We start from the raw sequence: 22,482 nt of genomic DNA, 5'->3' as shown, positions 1-22,482 counted from the left end.
ATCCCTCCCAATTACTAATCTATTACTAATATCTGTCAAATTAGTAATTGTCCATAAACCTCTTCTGCATTTTACTTATACAGGCTGTTTTTCAAAAAAGAAAGAAGGAGAGATCGACGATCTCTCTCACATCGCAAACAGCGGAGCGAGCTCCACCTTCTGCCAGTCCAGATCGATAACCTTCATCCAGAGAGTCCCATCTGCCGGAACGAACACCACCTGATGGTTCGAGGAGTAGAGATATCCTTCAAGGATCGAGTGACGGAAGGTCGCCCCGCCGTCCTCTAAGAGCACATCACGGATCTCCGTCATTTTTTCTGCATCGATCGTTCCCTTTGCCGCCGCAGCCTGGCTCAGCAGATTCGTATATCTGCTCACCGAGTGTGCTGCCGGCGGGGTCGTAAGATCCCAGCTCGGATCGACAAAGTGGTTCGCCGCGGCAACTACCCCGTCGCCTGTCCGCACCTTCGTCTCATTAAGCCCGACCTCAAAGACATAGGCTCCTTCTGGTCCCGCGATATCCACGATCCAGGCAAGATTCGGACGGGTCGCGAAAACCCCCGTTTTCAGACCGGCAAGATCCGAGTAGTCGAGCATCAGGCGGAAAAACTCCGAGATCAGATCCGGGCGGTCATCCTGTCCCACGGGATCGAGACCTGAGTTGTCATCCGCGATAAAGAGCCCGGCGCTGTTCATCAGGGTCTCCGGTCGGGAACCCGCAGGACCGAAGGTCGCAACACCGTTGCTTCCGTCCGTCGGCCGGTACACGGCAAGCACGTAATACGAATTGAACGGCTCCACGAAATCGGGCAGATCCCAGTTCCGCGAAACGATGACCGAGCCGTCTGTTGTGTATTCACCCCAGACAGTGAGGTAGGAGCAGCCTGCCGGCATGGTAAGATAGAGGACCGGACCATAGTAGAGGATCGAGATATCCTCTTCTGAGAGACCGGTCGTCTCGGCCATCCCGCGGGTGATCTCCTTCATCCGCTCAGGCTGGAACGGCGTGCCGGATGCCGCATACCTGCGGAGATAATCGATCGTGTATCCGCGGTCTTCGAGGGCGCCGGTGAGCATTGCATACTCGGCGAGAAGTTCGGTTTTCATAAGACCGCCGTACTGCCGGCCCATCTCACGATAGGATCCTTCAAGGAGAATAACGGTATAGTTCCCGGCAAGATACCGGTCGCCGCCTTCAAAGGACGAAACGAAGGTCATCTCAGGGTTTTCCGGCGGCGAAACGGGGATGGCTGTTATACATCCGGCTGCGATAACAAGAGAAAACAGCAGCACGATCACGAATATCGGTTTTTTTAGAATCATATGACCACTCCACACACAATCATTAGGAGAATACTCTCACGTGCAAGTATATTATTTCTCCTGACCGACGTTCCCCCGGATAAAACAAAATCCCCCGATTTTCGTAACCCATCTCTCTGAGTGACATAGCCGATTTTCCCAGAGCGGGGGGCATTATCGATTCGCAAATCAGAGATTTGCTCAGCTGAGACCGCCCCTTCGCAACCTGACTTTGACAGTTGCAAAAATATCCTTCATCCAGACATCCCGTAAACGAAGCAAAAGAGAAAATTAGTCCCCGTGAGCCGTCAATTTAATTTTGCACAATGAAAACCAACAGACGCACAGAGACACTCAGTATTGCTCCCACAACTCACATATCTTTTCCGATTGGGCCTCTTCTCCTCAGTGAAAAAATGTTCACCGCCCTTGATCTCCCCTCTCTCTTCTCCCCGCTGAAAAAGAAAGGAATCGACATCTCCACACTGATCAAATCCCTCACTGCATACAAACTCACCGACAACTTCAGCATCAAACATGCTCACACCTGGCTCATGCAGCCTGACACCCGGGAATGGTACAACCTCCCTTCATTCACCGAAAAGACACTGTATCGTCTTCTGGAAATCCTCGGTAAAAACAGCGCATTCATCATCTCCGGACTGCAGGACAGAATATTTTCCCGGTATCATTTTGCGCACACCGATGTGAATCTCGACTGGACAAGCCTTGTTCTTCACGGCAGTGCCTCACCTTTGGGAAAATACGGCTACAGTCGTGATCATCGGCCGGATAAACAGCAGATTACTCTTGGAATTACTGAACTCGCTCACCCCGTCAATGTACCGATCGGCGTAACGGTGAAACCCGGAAATGTGAATGACGTCACTCACTTCCGGTCAACGTTCCTGCAATCTCAGAAAAAACTCACCCAAGGTTCCTTGGTTATCTTCGATAAAGGAGCTGGATCAAAACAAAATCTGGAACTCGTTGGAGCATGCAGGCATGACTATTTGACCGCAAAGAAACTGAACACCAGTGACGATAAGATCATCGAAACGTTTTGGCAGAGGGATCCGATCAAGATCAATCCGGAGGAGAAAGAGCCAAACCAAGGCGTATATGGTATCAAAATCGTGAAACCCGGCAGTGTGAACTATTTCTATTTCTCTGAGGGGCTCGAGGCGCAGAATCTGGATACACTGTCGCGAAAAGTGTACCGGCAGTTCCTGGAGGCGGAGATGATTCAGGAGTGTATTTCCCGAAAGAAAAAGCTGCCGAAGAAGATCGGTATCTCAAATCCGCTGGTGAAGATAACCTATTCTGTTCAGACAAAGCTCGTGCAGATGTCAGAAGAGGAAGCACTGGCCTATCTTCGGGAGAGGCTGAATACCGGAAGAGGGGGATTTTTCGCGTTAACTTCAAGCAGGAATTTGACACTTGCAGAAGCGCTTGAACGCTACCGAAAAAAGGATTCGATTGAGAAGATCTTTCATTCGCTGAAGAATGAGATCGAGATTAAACCGCTGAGAGTATGGACGGAGAATAGTATTCGAGGCGCAATTCTGATAGGGTTTCTGGCACAGCTGTTTGTGTCTCTGGTTCGATATGAGGTGCCGGAAGCACAGCATGTGGCTACAAAATTCATCAAATATTCGCTGATGAATTTGACAGTTACGATGATGAAGGGGAAACAGGGAGGGCGCAGATGTCTGTTTTCCAATTTTGATGCGCTGAATACGGCGATACTCGGGCTAAAATACGGGGCGGGGTGAGGCTGGATAGGGGGAGAAGAGGCAACTGTCAAATTCTATTTTTCCATTTTCTGGAAGGGTGAAGAGCGAGAGCGCTAAAGGGCGGGGGGAGTTGCCAACTGTCAAAGTCAGGTCGCAAGGAAAAACCTTGCTCAATTCGGGACGGTCCGCCGCCTCACGGTTCGGGATTTATATTGCGTCGGGTCGTAGGTTGATTACACATTCAGGGATACTCGGGATCAGGAGGTCAGATATGATGAATGATATTCCTCTCATACTTCAGGAACGACTTAAGCCGCTCTTTCTCAAAATGGACGTTTATTCAGGGAAGCTCTGCGAAAAGGGAAAAGAAATGCGAAAACTCCAGCTCGAACTGATGAAGCGGGGTGAGCCGCAAGGCTCGCCCTCAGCGGAGGCGGGTCGGAGGCGAAGCAGACGACCTCAGCCGAGCAAGTTTTCGAAGAAAACTTGCGAGCAAATCTTTGATTTGCGACAGGAGGGGGCGTCGAAAGAAACACTTCTCCGTTCGCAGCGGCTGATCGAGGAAACGACCTATCTGACGACGAAGCTTAGGGCTCTGGAGCGGGAGATCGACGGCATTCTGACCCAGGAACTGCTGATCACGAGACAGAAGGAGAGTGCGGAGGGGTGATATCAATGAGAAAGTACGGACAATGCAAATTGCCTTACTCATCCATATCCTTCAGCCGCTTCTTTGGTTTTTCACTCAAATAATTTTCTGGAGAAGAAACAGGGTGACCGAGTTCCTTCTCCGTCTCCTTTTTCCTGTGCATTCATCAGATAACTCCTTCATTTTATTACCGTGATGCTACCACATAAAACATCTGACGGATCGAGATGAACTACAGAAATAACATGATTCACATAACCCATTATATCCAATAATCAGTAAATATCGTGAAAAACACATTACAGATCGTCAACATTGATGGAATGCAAACGACATTTTTCCAAAGCTCCCTCTCCATCCTTCATTAATCGATGGAATGAGATTACAGGAAGGGGCAGATTCTTTGTAATAAACGGTGCAAGTATGGTATCACTAGTTATAATTAAAGATACGATCATCGGAGAAGTGGCGAATCTAAAATGAGTTTGAATTTTACCGATATGAGTTCGCAAATACTCATCACGTTTAAGATGTTTATTCATGAAATCATTGTTTTTGGGTAAAATTCCAAATTTATTGAATTCATTAGTCATATCATTAGCAGTACGAGAATGAGTAATATTTTTACACTCAATAGAATAGAGAATACTATTGTCGAAATCTACTGCCGCGATGTCTATATCTCCAATATCTTTTGGCAAATTAAGAATCCCGTGCAATTTCACACTGAGGTGTGTAGACATCTTTGTTTCCATTTTGAACCAATTTTGAACCGTTTTTACAAATGCTTTCGCTTCTTCTCCCCTACAACGCTTTATCCATTTATCTAATTCAGAATTCTCTTTTGTGGGATACTTGTCATCTCTGATTCTTGATTCAAAATAATCGAATGCATTTACCCACCATCTTTCTCCGATAAAAATAATCAGTTCCCCATTCTGATTGAGAAGTCGAATAAGTGGACGTCGTAATGCAGATAATCGCCCATATTGATTATCAGGATCTATATCTATCCATTCATAACCATCTGGGACTTGCTCCCATGGTCCTCTCGGCTCTAAACAAAATAAATTCAAAGCTATTTTTCCCATAGCCTCCGTCCACCCACATTCCCTAGTTAATTCTTTACAAATTTTTGATTCTGGAATAATATGATAGGCTTTGGAGGTTTTGAAACATAGCTTAAGAAGAGTGTCTCTAAACTCACGTAATTGGGTATAGGTCAGGTTGAATTCATCTAAATACGCTTGCTCACGTTTGTCACCACATAAATTTTCATATCGAGTTGTTGCAGGAACAGTATATTTGAGATATCCACCGGTTTCTCTTTCTCTGGCATCTTCGAGTCGTTCCAACATATATTCATGCCATATCTTATTTTCAAATGTGCAAGGGTCACCACGCAATCCAGAGTCAGCTAACCCGGAGGGGCAGATAACCAATGAAGGAAGGGGACGTAATAGTCTCATTCTACTCTTTAAAGCCCACATACCCCGAGTTAGTGATGATAATACCAAGAGGGTATCAACCCCACTTTCAGTCAATCTTTCCTTTCCCTGAGGGTTTTCAGCAACAGACATTTCTAATAATTGACATAAAGCGAGGGATATCTGAGCACGTGTTCTATCAGATTCGGTATGATACATAGCATGTATATCTGCTGAGCGGAGACCTGAATAACGACTCATAGCCAAATCCTCCCGCTGATGATAGATCAGATACGTTATGAGTTCGTGCTGTCTTAAAACAAATTTAAGTATCGCTAATATTGAATATTTATGTAGATTTTCCTTCAAACCTTCTAACGTCTTTGAACACATAAACTCAATAAATTGATTTATTTTATCTGCATCTTCAAGAACAGTACCTATGTTATAATCCGAATTGTATGCTTGACAGAAGGTTGTCATTTCCTGCAAGAGGAGATCAAAATTGATTGGATGTAAAACCGGCAAATTAAATCCATTGCGTCCTGGATGAAGGAATGGATATTTCCCATGAACATCCAAAGTTTTACCATTCCTTTGTGCTCTGTTTGCAAGGTCGTTTATCCCACCCTCTGTCCAGATATTTTCTAGAGGTAATACCCAAAAATGGGTATTCCCACCTTTGTAGTGGTAAGATCCAGGTACCTTTACTGGTAGGTATAAATTATCGATAGAGAAAGGAATCCAAAATAATGTAACATCATTTCGATTTGATGGAGGCTGCAAATATGATGGTTTGTCCATGCCCACTGGCAGTTTTTCCCCTTTTGATAATCTCTGATTGAATTCACTTACTAGGATATTGGATAGAAGAACTACAGCCGAAAAAGGTGTTTCTGTTTTTACACTGCAAGTAAAGTTTGGGAGAGCGAGATGTGCTTCAGACTCTGTACTGGTTTTTTCAACCACGTATATTGGATAGTAATATTCCTGCATTGACTTTAATTCACATTTGGGTTCAACTATTTTGCATCATTATTAACAAAATTAGGACGAAGAAACATCCTCCGGCAATACACATCGGTAAGATTCTGACGGATCGCAATTCTCCGGAGGCGTTTTCGACCCAGTCTTTCGACGACGCCATTTTCAGTTGGTTACAGGTTGTAACCGACTGATTACCTTCTTTAATAAGCCGTGATTTCAGAACTTTCCAGTAATTATTCGGATTCACACTTTCCGTCAATACGGCAATAACATCCACGATCGAAAAATACCATTGTTCCTCCTCCGCATGCCAAATCGAACGTATCTTCCTATCCTGAAAAATCTTAATTGCATTTTTTTCATCAGTCATACCATACGCTCCGGGTTATCCAGCCCTCTGATAAACACCATCTTCTATGGATCGACAGATCACGCGGCATCATTAGCAGAATATGGGTAACGAAGACATATAAAAGCGATGAGAAAAGAGGGAAACAGCGTAAGATAAGATAATATGTAGGTGAGGAGATTTATCGCCGGGTAAAAAAACCCGGCACACCAATCCTTTCAGCGCGTGATCCCAAGACTCACCATATCCTCATCCGGCGTCGAGATCAGCTGGACCCCGAACTTCTTTACCAGTATGTTCAGCACGTCCGGCGAAAGACATGCCGGCATATTCGGTCCGATAATGATGTTTTTGATGCCCAGCGCCAGCAGAACCAGAAGCACCAGGATCGCCTTCTGCTCATACCAGGCGATATTGAACGAAAGCGGGAGGTTCTCCACTTCCACATGCAAAGCCTTTGCTAACTCCTGAGCGATCACCACAAGAGAGTACGAATCATTACACTGCCCGGCATCCAGAACCCGGGGGATCCCCTCAATATCGCCCAGACCAAGACGGTTATACCGGTACTTTGCACACCCTGCCGTAAGAATGACAACGTCACCTGGCAGCGCCTTCGCAAACTCCGTGTAATATTCACGTTCTTTGTGCCGGCCGTCGCATCCCGCCATCACGACGAAGTGCCTGATCTTCCCCCGCTTCACCAGATCAAGAACTTTCGGGACCAGAGCAAGTACCGCGTCATGTCCCGCCCCCGTCATCAGATCCCCGCACTGCAGATCCTTCGGCGGCTCACACTTCTTCGCACAGGCAATGATCTGCGAAAAATCCTTCGAGCCGTCCGGCTTCTCCGGGATATGGACGGCAGCCGGAAAACCCACGGACCCGGTCGTAAAGATCCTGCCTTTATACGTGTCAGGCGGGGGAACCAGACAGTTCGTCGTAAACAGGATCGGCCCGTTGAACAGCGGGAACTCCGCCTTCTGATTCGCCCAGGACGTCCCGTAGTTCCCGATAAGATGATCGAACTTCTTGAAACACGGATGGGCGTGGGCGATCAGCATTTCGCCGTGGGTATAGACATCCACCCCGGCCCCCCTCGTCTGCCGAAGCAGGAGAAACAGATCACGCAGATCATGACCCGTCACGAGGATCCCCGGATTTTTTCCGACCCCGCAGTTCACCTTCGTGATCTCGGTTGCGCCGTACCGTTTGTTTGCCGATTCAAGAAGCGCCAGCACCTTCGCGCCGACTTTCCCGCATTCCATGACGAGAGCCGCACGTTCCCCAAACGAGTGCTTCTCAAACCGGGTGGCGAGAGCCTTATAGATGAAGTTCACGATCTCCGGGTCCGTTTTTCCCAGCACCTCCGCATGAGAATAATAGGCGCATATCCCTTTCAGTGCAAACAGAAGCAGGGAAAAGAGCGAACGTTCATTTTGATCCTCGATCGAAAGAAGTCCGATCCCTCCGTCAAGGGTGATGATATCCTCACGTGATTTCGGCACCCATGAACACGCGTTGGGCTCTCCCGGGATCTGCGGGTAGGCGTCACGATACGCGACCCCCTCTTTCAGATATGCGTCGAACCGGGATTCATCGAAGTTCACGTTCGTCAGGGTCGCAAACAATGCTTCAACCACAAATTTATCCTGGGCGGAGGTGTTTGCTGGAATTTTTGCTCCCTTCGGCTGATGGATCCTTCGGTACGCGATCCCGGAGAGAACAAAGTTCACTGCATCCTGATAACATGCCGTATCGTTACTTTTACCGCAGACGCCGCCGGCCGTACAGCCAAGGTTCCCCGCGGTTTCTTCGCACTGCTGACAAAACATTTTCAAGCCTCCCTTGTCTCACGGAGGAAAACCGAGAGATAATTGATAGATGTGTTTTTGAGATTATATAGATTGACATCAGCGCAAAAATAGAGGTATTAGAATATATTTGAGATATTTATCCAAATAAAATTCGGATTTGAAGACACGATCACTCAGCGTGCCGATCCGAAGCCCAGAACCTGGGAGCATCAAAAAGCGGTGTGTCAAAGAGATCCACCGGTCCGGTAAGTTTTCCCTGGAAGAGAGAAAAACCGAGTCCGACCACCGGGATGACCGTTGTTCTGACATTCGACGAATCACAGAGACTCACCGGGCAGACCCCCAGCTGATTCAGACCGCGGCGTGCGAACCGTTCACAGAACTCAGCCGTGGACGGGAACTCCCCGCCGGCACGGGTAAGGAACAAAACTCCGTCCGCGAGAGTATTCTGATTCGGGATCATCACCTCACCCCACGGGATCATATCCGATCCGGCGAGGAACACCAGAAGCGGCTCGTTCTCCCGCTCCTCTATCGTCATCCGGCAGATTGAGACCGGATCGGAACCAGAGAACAGATGCCGTTTTTCTGCGATCTCTTCAGCTGCGGAGAATGCCGCCTCGATCAGCTGATCCGGCTGGACATCCGGCGCATGCGTCGTGATCAGGACCAGCCGGTCGGCCGTGTGGGTCACAAACGAGTCGATAAGGATCTCTCCTTCCGCCTTTTTGAGCATCTTTGCCGCCGTCTGGAGGATGTCGGGAAAGACCCGGGTCGTTTCACAAACGCCGCCGACCGATTTTGCAAAAACCGAGACCGTGATAGGCATACTCAGCGGATCGCCTCGATCTTCGCGATCATCCCGCAGCTGCCGACATACACCGGCGTTCTCTGGTGGACCTTCGTCGGCACGATATCCAGAGTCGAGGACTCGCCGTTCGAGACGCGCCCGCCTGCCTGGGCCGCGAGGAACCCGATCGGGTTGATCTCGAAGACCAGCCGTAGTTTACCGGAAGCCGACTTTTTGGTTGCCGGATAGGCATACACGCCCCCATACTCCAGGATCTGGTGGAAGTCGGCAACGAAGGAACCTGAATACCGGTTCTTTCCGCCCTCGCACTCAATCTCATTCATGTACTGGATGTGTTTATCGGTCCACTCGGGACGCAGACCGCCGCTCCCACAGAGCGTTCCTTCCGGGATTTTCACGTTCTCTTTTAAGAGAACGTAGGTCCCTTCCGCGTTCATGGCAAAGATGGAGACCCCGTTTCCAAGCGAGATGGTCAAGGTGGTCATCGGACCATACAGCATATAGAATGCGGCGCGAAGCTGGTTTCCCGCCTGAAGAACATCGCCCTCATAGATCCCGACAATCGTTCCAACGCTCAGGTTCACCTTGATCAGCGAGGAGCCGTCGAGAGGGTCCATCACGACTGAATACTTCGCAGAAGGGGACATCAGCGTGATATCCTCCTGCTCTTCGGAAGCAACGGCACGGACAAGCCCGCTTTCCTGCAGAACAGAGGTGATTCTGGTATCGGCCCAGGTGTCCATTTCTGCCTGATCCTCGCCGGAAGAGTTGGTGGAACCCGCATAATTCTGGTTGCTGATAAATGCGGAACGGATCGGTCCTGCCTGATCCGCGATCAGCATGATTATTTTTCCCAAATCCTCAGGGGCATGTGAGGCGATAAGATACTCCTGCAAGGTTTTCATAGTACCTATGATATGCGTTTTGGAGGCAAAAAAACGTATCCTGACGGCAGGAACGAAACTGAACGCGTAGCTTCCCTACGGAGGGATAGATACCGGTCGAAAGAAAAAAAGAAGACCGCCGGTTTATTCAGGAACTTATCCTGCGGCGGCTGGAAGAAGTTATGCCTGTTCTTCGGAGACGATGACAGACCACTCGCCGTCACAGATCACATTGAGGAGATAGTTGCCGGATTCGGTGATCGGGACGATGATCGTATCATTGTAGGCGCCCAGGTGGTAGGCAAGAGGCTCTTCAAAGGTGTTCGTTTTGTCCATGAAAAGATTGCCGTCATAATCCATCAGGTGAACTTCAATAGCGGTGTTGTTCGTCGCTTCGATCGCAAAGGAGACATTACCCTTGTTGATCATGAAGAAAGGCGTGGCTGCATTGCCGATACCCGTGAAGGTCTGGGGAGGAATGCCGTCGATCTGCTGCGGGAAGGCAAAGTCTGCTTTCCAGGCACCGGTCGCGTTGATGGTGAGGGTCGGTTTTCCATCGGTCTGCAGAGCATAGGACCATACCCAGCCGTCTGCGGTTTTGGCAGATGATGCTGCGGCGTCCGTGTATCTTCCCTGAACTGAGATACCCATCTCTTTGGTCTCAACGGTGAGGTCTGTCATTTCGGCGCTGGCCTGGGTTATTGTGACGGTATAGACACCGGCCGGAAGTTCGGTGGCAATGCTGCCGTTTCCGGTGCCGGAGAATGAGGTGCCGGGAGTTGTAGTAGTAGTGCCGATGCAGCCTGCGGTGATGATCAGACCGACAAGGGCGATGACCAGCAGAAGAGCTGGGAACGCGAGGTTATGTTTCATAGTGACTATATCCGTTGGAAGAATATTTTAGAGTTTGTAAACAATGCCCCTTTCATTATCCAGGAATAGAGGGTGAAAAATGATTTTTCTTCAAAAAAGGGATGATCACGTTTTATGCCGCAGCAGGCTGAGGGTCTTCCCCGGTGTCAGGGGTGATGACGGATCCATCCGATCCCGCAGAGATTTCATTATTCATGAACCAGGCAGTTACATCCTCACTGATTTCTTCCGTTTCTTCGATCTCGATCAGATCTTCCCGGAAGAATGGGCTCAATTCAGCATGTTCCGGGAGTTCGGTATGCGTGGTAAAACTGATATGCACGAGGTGAGGATACAGGCTGACCGGGTCTTGCGTGACAACGCATATCTCTTCCTCTTCAACTGCCGCGACAGGGATGATCAAAAACATTGCTGCAAACAGTAATGTCAGTATTTTAGAGGTGGTATTCATGATGACGGTTTCTAAGTGTTTATTTACCGGTCTCCCGGCAATACTATTATTCAACGTCAATGTAAATAATATTTTACATTTTGTTTTGTATTGCATACCATTATATGAAATACCGGTTCATCAAGAAAAGCGCAGGATCTGGTGCCCGACGACGCAGATCCGTGCCGTAATAAAAGCTCTTTGGTCAATCGGACCGGCTGAAAATGTTCTAAGAAAACAGAGCGATGCGAGGGAAGGGATTCGAACCCTTGAACTCCTAGAGACAGGGTCCTAAACCCTGCGCCGTTAACCTGGCTTGGCAACCCTCGCGATTTTGACTCTATGATATTAACATGAGAATAAAAAGAACCTTCGCATTAATCTATATGAATCGACAATAGTATTCTATGGTAGTTCAGCACACATGCGGCTTCAAACGCGAGATATTTTGTCGGGAGTGCGGCACCGAACTGATCCAGGACACGCGGGGAAAACTCTACTGTCCACGGTGCGGCAGGCGGCTTGCGATCCTCTGCCCCCACTGCGGAAAACTCTGGTAGACCCGGTCCTTATACGGCTGTGCCCCGGAGCCACTCCATATACCTCTCCCGAATCAGATCCACCTCTTCCCTCGTCAGATCGAACCGTCCGGTATGGGAAAGATACCGTTCCACCTCTTTTATGAGCATTTCAGCCTCGGAGAAATCGTCCACTTCCAGATACACCGGAACGTTTCGAACCGAGATCACCTCCCCGCAGACAGGGCAAAGCTTCCACTTTCCATAGTAATCAGTGTAGGTAAACTGATGACAACCTGGACAGCGGATCACCCGGTAGGTACTCATATATATCAAATGATGATTGGCGCAGGGAGTGAAAAAGATTCCCCCGCATCTAAACCCTTGCTTTTATTAGCAGAGAGGTAAATATGAACTGTCTATGTCAATTCAGGTAACGGGAATTTCCGGGATCCCGCTCATTCAGAAAGGCGATGATCTTCCGGCAATAATCTGCAAAAATACCACATTTCAGGACGGGGATATCCTCTGTGTCGCATCAACGATCGTTTCGAAAGCTAAAGGATATACCCGCGCACTCGCGGATATCACGCCCTCTCCGGATGCGATCCGGATCTCCGGGCTCACCAAAGAAGACCCCCGGTTCATCCAGGCGATCCTGGATTCGTCCACCGAGATCATCCAGGAGTATCCGTTCATCCTCTCCGAAGTTCCCTGCGGCCATGTAGGTGTGCGCGCCGGTGTTGACAACAGCAATATAGAAGGCGAAAATATCATCATCCTCCCAAAAGATCCGTCGGCCGAGTGTACAGAGATCCGGGAAGCCGTCAAAACGATCACCGGAAAGGATGTCGGCGTCATCGTGACCGATACCTGCGGAAGGGCATTCCGCCGCGGTCAGTGTGGAAACGCCATCGGCTGGGCAGGCATGACCGCGATCCGGGACTTCCGCGGCGACCATGACCTCTTTGGTCTGGAACTCGAGATCACAGAAGAGGCAGTCGTCGATGAGATCGCGGCCTTCTCCAACTTCATTATGGGGGAGAGCAACAACGGGATCCCGGCAGTGAAATTTACCGGCTGCGGCACCTGGAAAGGCCATGACTCGCTCTACTTCACCAAAGAAGAAGACCTGATCAGAAAGGCTATGAAACCATAAATGGACGTGATTCTTTCAATGGACCTGATGGACGGCTATGTTGTCCACGGGAAAAGCGGCAACCGGGATCAGTATCGACCCCTGACCTGGGGGCTTTCCCCCTCGGCTGAGCCGATGTCGTATCTCACGGTGATGAAACCGAAATACGCGTATGTTGCCGATCTTGACCGGATCGGACTGTGCGGCGATCACACCGAGACGATCCTGAAACTCGCATCGATCCCGGAGAAGCTCTGGGTCGACCGGGGCTGCAGCATCCCGGAGGAATATCTGCCGGGTGTCCAGAACATCGTCGGGACCGAGACGGCTGATGCCCCCTTCGAGGAGTTCACCGGCGGATACCTCAGCGTCGATGTAAAGGACGGAAAGGTCATCCCTGATGGTCTTGACCCGGTCGAGGTGATCCGGGAGGCGGAAAAATACGCCTTTGACGGGATCATTCTTCTGAACATCTCTTCGGTCGGTACCGAATCAGGGATCGATCCGGGTTTTGCACAACGGATCAGGGCCGCAACAAAAAAGCCGCTGATCTACGGAGGCGGCGTGAACTCTCTCGATGATCTTCGCATCCTCAGCGATGCGGGATACGACGGCGTGATCATCTCGACAGCCGTCCACAAAGGAAAGATCCCCTTAGAGATCATCCGGGAAGGAATATTTTGCTGATCACACTCGAAGGGATCGACGGAGCGGGAAAGTCCACGCTCTACGAAGGTCTCAAAACGCGGCTCGCAGATCTTGACCCGGTGTTCACCAAGGAGCCGGGTAGTCCGCTGGTGAACAAAGCAGTCCGCCGGGAGATCGAGGCAAACAAGGATCCGTTCGCGGAGGCGACACTGTTTGTTGCGGATCATGCAGCCCATCTCGCTCAGATCGTGATCCCTGCACTCGAAAATAATAAACTGGTCATCACCGACCGATACTCCGACAGCAGGTTTGCCTACCAGCAGGTCTCGCTTGTCGGGATCGTTCCGGATCCGAAAGCATGGCTCACCGCCGTGCATGCAGGCTGGTCGATCCGCCCGGACCTGACGATCCTTCTGCTGATTGCGCCGGAAGTGGCGATGAACCGACTTGCCGGCAGACCCGGAAAGGAACACTTCGAGGACCACGCATTCCTCGAAGAAGTCCAGAAACGGTATCTCGAACGGGTAGCCGAGGACCCGGAACGGTTCCTTCTGATAGACGCCGAAGAGGACCCGGAAACGATCCTGAACTTCGTCGAGAAGAGCATTCGGGCACTGCCCTCCAAATGATCTTTTTTCATCCGAAAGCTGATAATAGTTCAAAGCGTATCTATCCAATATGTCGGGTTCCTTTTCTGTATATGGGATTTCCACTGGACTGCTAGTATCCGGTGATGATATACTGGGCCGGGTCATCTCCTCCCTCAACAATACTGATGCAAAGAGAATAGAAGACGGCGACATCCTGCTGTTTGCCGAGTCGCCGCTCTCCACCACCGAAGGCCGCAATATCAACCTGGACGACATAACCCCGTCTGCGGAGGCACACCGGCTTGCGGAGAAGTATAGTCTCGACCCACGGCTTGCCGAAGTCGTTTTGATGGAAAGCGATACGATCGTCGGAGGCATTCCGGGATATCTCCTTGCTGGAAAATGGGATCTTATCCTGCCTAATGCCGGCATCGACGAGTCAAACGCCCCGGACGGGTGGGTCACCCGTCTCCCGGCCGACCCGGAAGCAAGTGCCAAACGGCTGCGGGACGGTATTCGTGAACGCACCGGAAAAGATACGGCCGTCATCATCATCGACTCCCGGACCCACTCGATGCGTCTTGGGGTGTCGGGGGTCGCCATCGGCTGTTCCGGCATCCTGCCGATCACCGACGAGCGGGGAAAGCCCGATCTGTACGGAAACAAACTGCAGGTGACCCGGCGGGCGATCGCCGACTCGCTCGCCTCGACTGCCGAACTTCTGATGGGCGAGTCCGCGGAAGGCGTGCCGGTCGTGCTCGTCCGCGGATACCCGTACGTCAGATGCGAGAACTGTAAAATCGAGACGATACCCGCAGACGAGGATCTCTTCCTCAGTCTCGGCAAATAATTTTTTTTGTATAGAACTTTATTCCGTAATATAAAGACACAATCAATAGAGACTTCTATGTTCAGGTGATAAAATGAGCACATACATTAACCGTTAAATCTGAATTTTCAGGAGAGACAAAAGTTATGAATGAACAAATTCTAGTTGAACTTATACCGATGGAAGAAGCAGACCGAAATCAGTTTATCCTCGACAATCAGGAAGCGTTTCGCTATGGCGCGTTGGAAGAATTTGGCGTAAGATATGAACATTTTGAGGACGGTGAGGAAATCATATCCAAACAGACCATTGGGGAATGTATGGATATGAAAGGCGCAGAAATATACCGTATTACTCTTCATGGCAAGAATGCCGGCGGAGTGGTTTTGCACATAAATTCAGAAACAAATCATAATGAACTGGCATTATTGTATGTTATTCCGACTGTTCACAGTAAAGGTATCGGTCAGGCAGCATGGAAAGCAATAGAGCAGCTACACCCGGAAACGAAAGTGTGGGAAACCTGTACGCCGTATTTTGAGAAAAGGAACATACACTTCTATGTGAATTGCTGTGGATTTCAGATTGTTGAATTCTTCAACGCAAAGCATCCTGACCCAAACAATCCCAATGAGTTATCAGGAGCATCGGCAGATGATGAAATGTTTCGTTTTGAAAAAGTGATGAAATAGAGAACTGACGGTTTATCTGAAAAGAACACCGCGTATTAAGTCCTATTTTGTAAAAAAAAGTTACTGGGCAGCCGGAACGCCGCCGCTGATAGCTTCCTGGATCTGCTTCTGGAGCTGGGCTGCTTTCGCGGTCATTGCTTTTTCCTGCTTGTCCATTGAATTGACACGGAGTTCAAGGGAGTCGACCTTCTCTTCGAGTTCCGCTTTGACGGCGGCCTTTGGTTTCTGGATCAGAATAGACCCTACGGCAGAATACATCACTGCATCATCTGCCGCGGACTCGATCTCCTCAAGAGCACGCTTCGTCTCACGGAGCGTCATCTCATACTGCATTTTCTGGGACGATACCTGCTGAAGCTGCTGCTGGATCTGCTGGAACATTCCAAGCTGCTGCTGGATCTGCGGCGGGATACCCGCCGCTTGCTGGGGTGCTGTCATTTTTTACAACTCCAATACTTCATGGGATACATTGACCAACCGCAGCCACATATTGAGAGACGCCCGAAGGGACGCCGCATCCTCCGCCTCCACCTGAAGAGTCACGGAAGAGTCGTCGCGGGTGAGCCGCACGTTGGATTTTTCCCCCGGATCACTGTTGATCTCCGGGGCGAGAACTTCATACAATTTTTCTGCAAACGGGGTTTCAAAGACAAAGCAGGAGGTATGGTTCATACCATGACCTGCAGGACATACTGTCTTTTCTGTGTGCCGCAAAAAACGATCGGACCGCCGGCATTCTCATCATAGGTGATGGGGACATGGGGCGACAGGTAATCGAACAGCTCCTTTTCCCGGGTCATGAAACCTTTGGTAAAGAGTCCGGTACGTTCGGATTCGGTCACGTTGGTTATCAGCATGGAAAAAACCAGAGAGTCGTTTATCATCAGGTCAAATACCGGACCTTGCCGTTTCGAGCCCGACAGAAAAATAACGCGGGGGTCTTCTCCCCCTATATCATGAATACCTGCTTTCCCACGCTGAACAAACGGAAAGTCCAGAGCAAAGGCGATTTCCTTTGCCAGTTTGCGGACTTCCGGAGCCGGTTTGCGCGATGAAGTTACAATAGTCATCTGGCTTTCAGTTCTTTCGTGCCGGCTCCGCGGGCTTTGAAAAGAATACGGTGACCGCAGTAGGGGCAGCGGATGTTCGTACCGATCTCAACCAACTGTTTACAGCGGGCGCACTTATAAGCAACCATTGGGTTATACTCCTTTGGTCTCGATTGCACGAAGTACGACTTTCAGGCCGGGGGTCTGCGGGACGTAGGCGCCGCCTGCGTATTTGTATCCGCATTTTTTGCACTCCCAGATGCCGGTACCAACACGCTTTACAGCGATGGTATCGCACATTGGGCACAGGTGCTTCGCGCGGGAAATCTTCTCGCTCTCATTGACCATCTTACGGCAGAAACGGCCGTATCTCGGACCAAAGCGCCCAGCACTGCCGGTGACGCGTCCTTTTGCAACATTTTTACTCTTGGATGCCATTTTTTATTCCTCCAGAAATATCTAGTAATATTCGTTCTTAGTTGTTTTAATAGTATGCGTTACTCAAGTATCTTCAACTCGGCATCGCCTTTCGCTGCAGCGTTCGCCAGATTGAAGAACTCTTCCTGCATACCGGCCGGGATCGTGACGACACATATCCAGGATCCGTCGCTTTGCCACTCGTTTTTATCCATAGTGACAAAGGACGCGCCGGAGATGGACGCATACGCCTTTGCCGCAAAGTCCATCGGGAACTTGGCGGCGATACGGCGTTCCTCGAACCGGATCGGAAGGATCGGGCGGAGCGCCTTCACGGTTTCCTTCACCAGATCGTCCACCGACTTGAACGGGTCGTAGTTGATCCTGACCTGTTCCAATGCCATCTCGATCCGCATGACCGGGTGGGGAAGACCGGTCTGCGGGTTCACGGCATTTCGTGCGATGAAACTGATGACGCGTCTGCGTTTTTCTTCCATCAGATGACGACGTTGCTCGGTCGTGAGATGGATTTCACCTTTGAGTATGATATGTTGTGCGATCTCCGAAAAATCGGTGGTCTTGAACGCTTTTTGCAGATCCTCGTCCGGGGACTTGTCTCCACGCGAAGCATTCTCATATACATACAGTGCTGCAACAACATCTTCGATGTCGAGATCCGCCCCGTGCCGCATTTTATCGGCAAGTTCGGGATCGACCAACAATTCAAACTTCAGTCCGTGTGTTTCCAGACGGGCGGTTACTGCATCATCAAGGGAAATCATAGATCATCTTACTCCTTTTTCGCAGGAGTCGTCTTGGAAAATTTGGCAACAGCTGCCTTTACTTCATCTGCATTCAGTTTCCTGAATGAGAGGGTCGATATTTTTGTGCCGTTCGGGCTTTCGCTCTCCTTTTTGGAGGTGTGCTTCTTGGAATACTCGCCGGCGATGCCGATCTCGACGGTGTTCATATCGAACTTGCCTTCGGTGGCGGTGTGCAGGGCTTTCATACCAAGGAGGACCGCCTCTTCAGCCGTGCAGGTATCTTTGTACTCCTGTTCAAAGAGTTTGATAACTGCAGGTCTGCCGATACCGATACCGGTCGCGGAATACTCGAGGAGCGTTCCGGACGGATCGGTCTCGAAGAGATGATACTTCGGTCCGGTCGGGGATGACTCCGAACCCGCGATCAAGAGGGCCGTGCCGTAAGGACGGGCGCCGCCGAACAGGGTGTAGCTCTGCATGTGATCGCAGAGTTTCTTTGCGAGAGTCTCCACATCGATCGGTTCGCCGTAACTTACCCGATTGATCTGGGACTCGACCCGGGCACGGTCAACGAGGATCCGTGCGTCGCCGACAAGACCCGAGGAGGCGACACCGATGTGTTCATCGATCCGGAAGATCTTCTCGATCGAGGAGGGTTCCAGAAGACGGGAGTTCACCCGTTTGTCAACGAGAAGTACAACTCCCGTTTTGCATTTTATGCCGACGGCGGTCGTTCCCCGTTTGACCGCTTCACGTGCATATTCAACCTGATACAGACGTCCATCGGGGGAAAACATCGTGATGGCACGATCGTATCCGCCCATTTGATATTGTTGTGGCTGCATTGTTACTCCTTAATTATATCATCTCTAGTTAGATATCTATGCCCATTCTCTTTTGAGAGATTATTAACCTTCTTACCTGCGCACAGATACCCCGGATAGGTGGTATCGTCAACGATCTCGGGAACCACCTTTTTTTTCAAAGAAAGGATCGTTCCCGAAGTGGCGATCGACCTGAATGCCGCAGGTTCGCCGCAAACTTTCGTGATGACGGCCAAAGCGGCGATGAGGGACAGTTCAAATCCCCGGGTACATCGGGCGATCGCATATTCGCCTTCGGACCATACGACCGCGGGGTGCATTTTTGCCGCCCCGACATCACCGAAAAGTGCGGCGACCGAATCCGCCATGGACCGGTACACCTCTTTCTGGGTCGGGTCCACCTGCGTGATGATCCTAAACAGGACGTAACGCCGGTTCTCGCGAAGTGTCGGCGGAAGAACGCTCATGATTTCTCCTCCACGATCTCGACCGTCTTTTTCGGAGAGAGAATATCATCAAGAGAGTCGAGAGCGGAATCTACCTCAGGCCCCGTCATGCCGAAAAGATCGGCAAGCGCAGTGATTTCGGTGATGTTCCGCTGCCCGAGGCACTCGGATGCACCGCTCGCAATCAGAAGCGGGAAGTGATACTTCCGTTGGAAGGCAAGTATCTCGGCATATCGGGAAAGAGCTGTTCTGCGGGTTTTTGGATCGATGATCCGGGAGAAGTCAAGAACGACCCCGGTGTTCTGCTGTGCCGCCATCTTCGAGACGATGTGATCAAAGCCGCCCTTCGGGAGGTCGGCGATACCGGTCAGAAGATGTACGCCTTTCGTTGTGACGGCCGTACGGTTGAAACTGTTTTCTCCGACCTGCACGAATACGACCGTGCCGGCAGGGGTCTTTTTGACTGCGTCGAAGAATGCCTTTCCGTTCAGTTTGCCGATCAGTCTGCCTTTCAGGATAGAAACACCAGCGTACTCGAAGATATCCTCAGCCGAATCACAGGCGATGATACGGGAAAATCCGCAGGAGGCGGCAGTCAGGGCAAAACGACGAAGCGTTGTGTGTGATGAGTCATTCGCATACACGCATGCGTCTGTTATCATAATGAGAAAAAATGAGAATAGGGTTATTTACCCTGATTCTTGTGGGAGGTAATGCTGGGCCGGCACTTTTCAGTTCCGGTTCCACGGTTGTGGAGTCCACGTGCCTTTCTTCCAGAGGAGGTCTTACCACGGAACACACGTCCGCGGGTGTTTGCAACCCATGCGAGGTTCTTGTCAGCGAGAACAGACGGACTGCATCTGTCAACAAGGATGATCTCGTAGTACTTGCTCTTTCCGTCCTGACCGACCCAGTAGGAGTTTAACACTTCCATGTTCGGGTAGCGGGTTGCGGCGCGCTCTTCTGCGATAGACTGCAGGTTCTTGCCGGGGGTTGCTTTGCGCATACCCATACGGTTGGTTCTGCGTCCGCGGATGTATCTCGACTTTCTGCGGCCACCACGGCGGATGGATGCACGAACAACGATGATACCCTGCTTTGCTTTATATCCGAGCTCCCGTGCTCTGTCGATACGGGTCGGGCGCTCAAGGCGGACAACGGCACCCTGACGGCGCCAGGTCTGCATTCTCTCCCAAAGGAGTCTCTTTACTCCGGACTCTGCGGGCTTCTTCCACGCGTCACGGACATATCCATACATTGATTTCGACATATGTTGGTTTCACCTCAGGTTCAGCCATCTAGGCTACATTCCTGTAGATATACAGACCGTATCTGGATACGGCTAGCTGTAAACTGTATATTATTGGGGCTACGTTGTATAAATACTCCGTGATGACCCAAGGAGTCGTTACTGCAAAACGCCCTTTTTCTTCTCTATGACAGAGATCCCGTCGATCCGGGTCACCGGATACTGGCCGGCCTCATCCTTCTCCGCGGACTTGACCATATCCCAGATCGTCAGAAGTGCAAGCGAGACTCCTGTCAGAGATTCCATCTCGATACCGGTCTTTCCGTAGGTTTTTACCCGGCAGAACGCCTCGATGTACTCATTCGTCTGCTCAAACCAGATCGTCACCCCGCCGACCGGGAGGGGATGGCACATCGGGATAAGTGCCCATGTCTGTTTTACCGCGAGGGTCCCTGCCACCTGTGCCGTCGCAAGCACATTTCCTTTCAGGACCCTTCCTTCGGCGATCGCCGCAAGCGTCTCGGGCCGAAGATATATCCGCCCTTTTGCGGTCGCTTCACGGGAAACATCGGGCTTTGGCGTCACATCCACCATATGGACCTCATTATTTTCATTCAGATGAGTAAAAACCGGCATTTCATTTCTCCTTATACACTATGTATGCAAGGTGCCTTAGTAAATCGCTTGCGATTAAACCATCTCCGGTGTCCTCATCAGCCAATTCCCCAGCCTTTCCCGCGGCATACACCGCGGCGCAGGCGGCCGGAAAGGCATCCATCCGTGCAAGAAGCCCCCCGCAGACACCTGAGAGGACATCGCCGGTGCCGCCCGTGGTCATGCCCGGAGCACCGGATCGGTTGAACTTCACCCGGGAACCGTCCGAGATCACATCGATCGCCCCTTTCAGAATGACCGTTCCGCCGGCACGTTTCGCCGCTTCCCGCACGACGACCCCCCTATCACTGAGCTTCTCCGGAACCGGACAGAAGATCCGGGCAAACTCGCCTGCATGCGGGGTGTAGATCGTTTGTTCCCGTGCCCGCGGCAGAGGATTTCGCAGGAGATCTGCGTCCACCACCGCCCGTTTCGCGGCGGAAACAATTTGCGAAGCAACCTCAAGACTTTCAGGGTCTGCGCCGAGACCAGGTCCGGCGATCACCACATCCGCATTCTTTACTAAAACAAGCAGCCGGTCCAGATGTTCCTTACCCACTTTATTGCCAGGTAGTCTCTCGAGGATGAGGTCAGGCATAAACCCGTCAACGGGAGTTGCCACACGGACAACGTCCGCGCCCGAACGGAGAGCAGCACACCCTGCCAGAAACGGCGCACCCTGATAAGGCCCCCCGCCGATCACGAGCACGTAACCTGCCCAGCCCTTGTGCGCCCCGGACGGCTTTTCCGGAACGGGAAGACGATCGCCCTTCCCGCAGAAAACCTCAGCCGCGAACGGGATCCCGATACTATACACCTCGGCACCTTCGGTCTTTGCCAGATGAAAAGCGATCACCCGGTCCGCCCTGACCCCGGGCGTCGGCATATCGCAGGCGAGAACACGACCCTTTGCCATATTCATCATATCCACGAGGGAGGCATACGGCTCTCTGAGCGGGAGGGATGCACCGGTACCAAGCAGGGCGTCCACGATCACATCTGCGGAAAAATCCTCGGCAGACCAGGATGAAGCGAGCTCCGCCGGACAGCCTTCCAGTGCGGAAAACGCCGCCCGTGCCTCTGGCGTCTTTGCGTCTCCGGTGAAGATCACCTTCACGGAATACTCCTTTGCCAGATGACGGGCGCAGACAAAACCGTCACCCCCATTGTTACCTGTTCCGCAGAGGATCAAAACAGACTCAGGATCCTCGGACCGGACGGCCGATGCGAGGACACAGCCCGCACTTTCCATGCGCTGAGCCGCAGAGACGCCATACTCATCCGCGTTTTTATCAACGACACGCATCGTCTCCGGCGAAACTACGCCGGACAGACCGAACTGAACCAGATCCCGCATATATGATAGTGTGGGTCGGCGTTGGTAATGATTTTTCCCCAC

The 22,482-nt window shown here is 50.9% G+C and carries 29 protein-coding genes and 1 tRNA gene; 8 read left to right on the top strand and 22 right to left on the bottom strand.

The window, feature by feature from the left end:
* Positions 1-126: 126 nt before the first annotated feature.
* A complete protein-coding gene (locus tag Q7J08_RS07130; protein ID WP_304910999.1) occupies positions 127-1,323 on the bottom strand; it encodes a C45 family peptidase in 1,197 nt (398 codons plus the stop codon).
* Positions 1,324-1,628: 305 nt separating this feature from the next.
* Between Q7J08_RS07130 and Q7J08_RS07125 the strand changes: the two genes are divergently transcribed.
* Both Q7J08_RS07125 and Q7J08_RS07120 read left to right on the top strand, forming a co-directional pair.
* Complete coding sequence (locus Q7J08_RS07125) at positions 1,629-3,077, top strand: transposase (protein WP_304910998.1); 1,449 nt, start codon at positions 1,629-1,631, stop codon at positions 3,075-3,077.
* Positions 3,078-3,309: 232 nt separating this feature from the next.
* Positions 3,310-3,708: a hypothetical protein gene (locus tag Q7J08_RS07120; RefSeq protein WP_304910997.1), complete on the top strand. Its 399-nt coding sequence runs from the start codon at positions 3,310-3,312 to the stop codon at positions 3,706-3,708.
* Between the two features lie 278 nt (positions 3,709-3,986).
* Here Q7J08_RS07120 and Q7J08_RS07115 read toward each other — a convergent pair whose 3' ends face one another.
* From Q7J08_RS07115 to Q7J08_RS07080, 8 genes are all read right to left on the bottom strand, one after another.
* Complete coding sequence (locus Q7J08_RS07115; protein WP_304910996.1) at positions 3,987-6,083, bottom strand: hypothetical protein; 2,097 nt, start codon at positions 6,081-6,083, stop codon at positions 3,987-3,989.
* A 49-nt stretch (positions 6,084-6,132) separates the two neighbouring features.
* Positions 6,133-6,471 (bottom strand): hypothetical protein, encoded by a 339-nt coding sequence (locus Q7J08_RS07110; RefSeq protein ID WP_304910995.1) that lies wholly within the window; start codon positions 6,469-6,471, stop codon positions 6,133-6,135.
* A gap of 197 nt (positions 6,472-6,668) precedes the next feature.
* Positions 6,669-8,285, bottom strand: a complete 1,617-nt coding sequence (gene hcp / locus Q7J08_RS07105) for a hydroxylamine reductase (RefSeq protein WP_304910994.1) — start codon at positions 8,283-8,285, stop codon at positions 6,669-6,671.
* 151 nt (positions 8,286-8,436) lie between these two features.
* Positions 8,437-9,096, bottom strand: a complete 660-nt coding sequence (locus Q7J08_RS07100) for a fructose 1,6-bisphosphatase (protein WP_304910993.1) — start codon at positions 9,094-9,096, stop codon at positions 8,437-8,439.
* A 2-nt stretch (positions 9,097-9,098) separates the two neighbouring features.
* The gene (locus tag Q7J08_RS07095) at positions 9,099-9,983 is read right to left on the bottom strand and encodes a class 1 fructose-bisphosphatase (protein WP_304910992.1); all 885 of its coding nucleotides are present in this window, start codon (positions 9,981-9,983) and stop codon (positions 9,099-9,101) included.
* Positions 9,984-10,142: 159 nt separating this feature from the next.
* Complete coding sequence (locus Q7J08_RS07090) at positions 10,143-10,835, bottom strand: hypothetical protein (protein WP_304910991.1); 693 nt, start codon at positions 10,833-10,835, stop codon at positions 10,143-10,145.
* Positions 10,836-10,947: 112 nt separating this feature from the next.
* On the bottom strand, positions 10,948-11,346 hold the full coding sequence (locus Q7J08_RS07085) for a hypothetical protein (RefSeq protein WP_304910990.1): 399 nt from the start codon (positions 11,344-11,346) through the stop codon (positions 10,948-10,950).
* Between the two features lie 165 nt (positions 11,347-11,511).
* Positions 11,512-11,595: transfer RNA gene (locus tag Q7J08_RS07080), tRNA-Leu, on the bottom strand.
* Between the two features lie 77 nt (positions 11,596-11,672).
* On the opposite strand from Q7J08_RS07080, the gene Q7J08_RS07075 reads away from it, so the two are divergent.
* On the top strand, positions 11,673-11,825 hold the full coding sequence (locus Q7J08_RS07075) for a DNA helicase PriA (protein ID WP_304910989.1): 153 nt from the start codon (positions 11,673-11,675) through the stop codon (positions 11,823-11,825).
* Between the two features lie 9 nt (positions 11,826-11,834).
* On the opposite strand, the gene Q7J08_RS07070 is transcribed toward Q7J08_RS07075, so the two are convergent.
* A complete protein-coding gene (locus Q7J08_RS07070; protein ID WP_304910988.1) occupies positions 11,835-12,110 on the bottom strand; it encodes a DUF1922 domain-containing protein in 276 nt (91 codons plus the stop codon).
* A 94-nt stretch (positions 12,111-12,204) separates the two neighbouring features.
* Between Q7J08_RS07070 and Q7J08_RS07065 the strand changes: the two genes are divergently transcribed.
* The 5 genes from Q7J08_RS07065 to Q7J08_RS07045 all read left to right on the top strand — a co-directional run bounded on the left by Q7J08_RS07065 (position 12,205) and on the right by Q7J08_RS07045 (position 15,680).
* Positions 12,205-12,942 carry a coenzyme F420-0:L-glutamate ligase gene (locus Q7J08_RS07065; protein WP_304910987.1) on the top strand — a complete coding sequence of 246 codons (738 nt, stop codon included), beginning with the start codon at positions 12,205-12,207 and terminating at the stop codon, positions 12,940-12,942.
* Positions 12,943-13,608 (top strand): HisA/HisF-related TIM barrel protein, encoded by a 666-nt coding sequence (locus tag Q7J08_RS07060; protein ID WP_304910986.1) that lies wholly within the window; start codon positions 12,943-12,945, stop codon positions 13,606-13,608. It begins immediately after the preceding gene.
* Complete coding sequence (tmk, locus tag Q7J08_RS07055) at positions 13,602-14,198, top strand: dTMP kinase (protein WP_304910985.1); 597 nt, start codon at positions 13,602-13,604, stop codon at positions 14,196-14,198. The genes Q7J08_RS07060 and tmk overlap by 7 nt, the downstream gene beginning before the upstream one ends.
* Positions 14,199-14,247: 49 nt before the next feature.
* Positions 14,248-15,009, top strand: a complete 762-nt coding sequence (gene cofE / locus Q7J08_RS07050; protein WP_304910984.1) for a coenzyme F420-0:L-glutamate ligase — start codon at positions 14,248-14,250, stop codon at positions 15,007-15,009.
* Positions 15,010-15,134: 125 nt separating this feature from the next.
* Entirely contained in the window at positions 15,135-15,680 is a 546-nt protein-coding gene (locus tag Q7J08_RS07045) for a GNAT family N-acetyltransferase (protein ID WP_304910983.1), read from the top strand.
* A 60-nt stretch (positions 15,681-15,740) separates the two neighbouring features.
* On the opposite strand, the gene Q7J08_RS07040 is transcribed toward Q7J08_RS07045, so the two are convergent.
* The 12 genes from Q7J08_RS07040 to Q7J08_RS06985 form a co-directional block, all read right to left on the bottom strand.
* On the bottom strand, positions 15,741-16,118 hold the full coding sequence (locus tag Q7J08_RS07040; protein ID WP_304910982.1) for a prefoldin subunit beta: 378 nt from the start codon (positions 16,116-16,118) through the stop codon (positions 15,741-15,743).
* Between the two features lie 3 nt (positions 16,119-16,121).
* Positions 16,122-16,352, bottom strand: a complete 231-nt coding sequence (locus Q7J08_RS07035) for a KEOPS complex subunit Pcc1 (protein ID WP_304910981.1) — start codon at positions 16,350-16,352, stop codon at positions 16,122-16,124.
* Complete coding sequence (locus Q7J08_RS07030) at positions 16,349-16,750, bottom strand: hypothetical protein (protein ID WP_304910980.1); 402 nt, start codon at positions 16,748-16,750, stop codon at positions 16,349-16,351. The genes Q7J08_RS07035 and Q7J08_RS07030 overlap by 4 nt, the downstream gene beginning before the upstream one ends.
* Positions 16,747-16,878, bottom strand: coding sequence for a DNA-directed RNA polymerase subunit P (locus Q7J08_RS07025; protein WP_011833307.1), 132 nt, complete (start codon positions 16,876-16,878; stop codon positions 16,747-16,749). Before Q7J08_RS07025 ends, Q7J08_RS07030 begins: the two co-directional genes overlap by 4 nt.
* A gap of 4 nt (positions 16,879-16,882) precedes the next feature.
* Positions 16,883-17,167 carry a 50S ribosomal protein L37ae gene (locus tag Q7J08_RS07020; RefSeq protein ID WP_304910979.1) on the bottom strand — a complete coding sequence of 95 codons (285 nt, stop codon included), beginning with the start codon at positions 17,165-17,167 and terminating at the stop codon, positions 16,883-16,885.
* Positions 17,168-17,226: 59 nt separating this feature from the next.
* Positions 17,227-17,928: a ribosome assembly factor SBDS gene (locus Q7J08_RS07015; protein ID WP_304910978.1), complete on the bottom strand. Its 702-nt coding sequence runs from the start codon at positions 17,926-17,928 to the stop codon at positions 17,227-17,229.
* Positions 17,929-17,936: 8 nt separating this feature from the next.
* On the bottom strand, positions 17,937-18,755 hold the full coding sequence (gene psmA, locus Q7J08_RS07010; protein ID WP_304910977.1) for an archaeal proteasome endopeptidase complex subunit alpha: 819 nt from the start codon (positions 18,753-18,755) through the stop codon (positions 17,937-17,939).
* 2 nt (positions 18,756-18,757) lie between these two features.
* A complete protein-coding gene (locus tag Q7J08_RS07005; RefSeq protein ID WP_304910976.1) occupies positions 18,758-19,201 on the bottom strand; it encodes an Rpp14/Pop5 family protein in 444 nt (147 codons plus the stop codon).
* Positions 19,198-19,842 (bottom strand): RNase P subunit p30 family protein, encoded by a 645-nt coding sequence (locus tag Q7J08_RS07000; protein WP_304910975.1) that lies wholly within the window; start codon positions 19,840-19,842, stop codon positions 19,198-19,200. The genes Q7J08_RS07005 and Q7J08_RS07000 overlap by 4 nt, the downstream gene beginning before the upstream one ends.
* 23 nt (positions 19,843-19,865) lie before the next feature.
* Positions 19,866-20,450, bottom strand: a complete 585-nt coding sequence (locus Q7J08_RS06995; RefSeq protein ID WP_304910974.1) for a 50S ribosomal protein L15e — start codon at positions 20,448-20,450, stop codon at positions 19,866-19,868.
* Positions 20,451-20,588: 138 nt separating this feature from the next.
* Positions 20,589-21,065: a cyclic pyranopterin monophosphate synthase MoaC gene (gene moaC, locus Q7J08_RS06990; RefSeq protein WP_304910973.1), complete on the bottom strand. Its 477-nt coding sequence runs from the start codon at positions 21,063-21,065 to the stop codon at positions 20,589-20,591.
* A 1-nt stretch (position 21,066) separates the two neighbouring features.
* Complete coding sequence (locus Q7J08_RS06985; RefSeq protein ID WP_304910972.1) at positions 21,067-22,440, bottom strand: NAD(P)H-hydrate dehydratase; 1,374 nt, start codon at positions 22,438-22,440, stop codon at positions 21,067-21,069.
* Positions 22,441-22,482: the final 42 nt, after the last annotated feature.

Origin of the sequence: Methanocorpusculum sp. (genome assembly GCF_030655665.1) — an archaeon.
GTDB lineage: Archaea > Halobacteriota > Methanomicrobia > Methanomicrobiales > Methanocorpusculaceae > Methanocorpusculum.
Note: the sequence above shows the minus strand (reverse complement) of the source record. Positions and strands in the feature narration are given on the sequence as shown.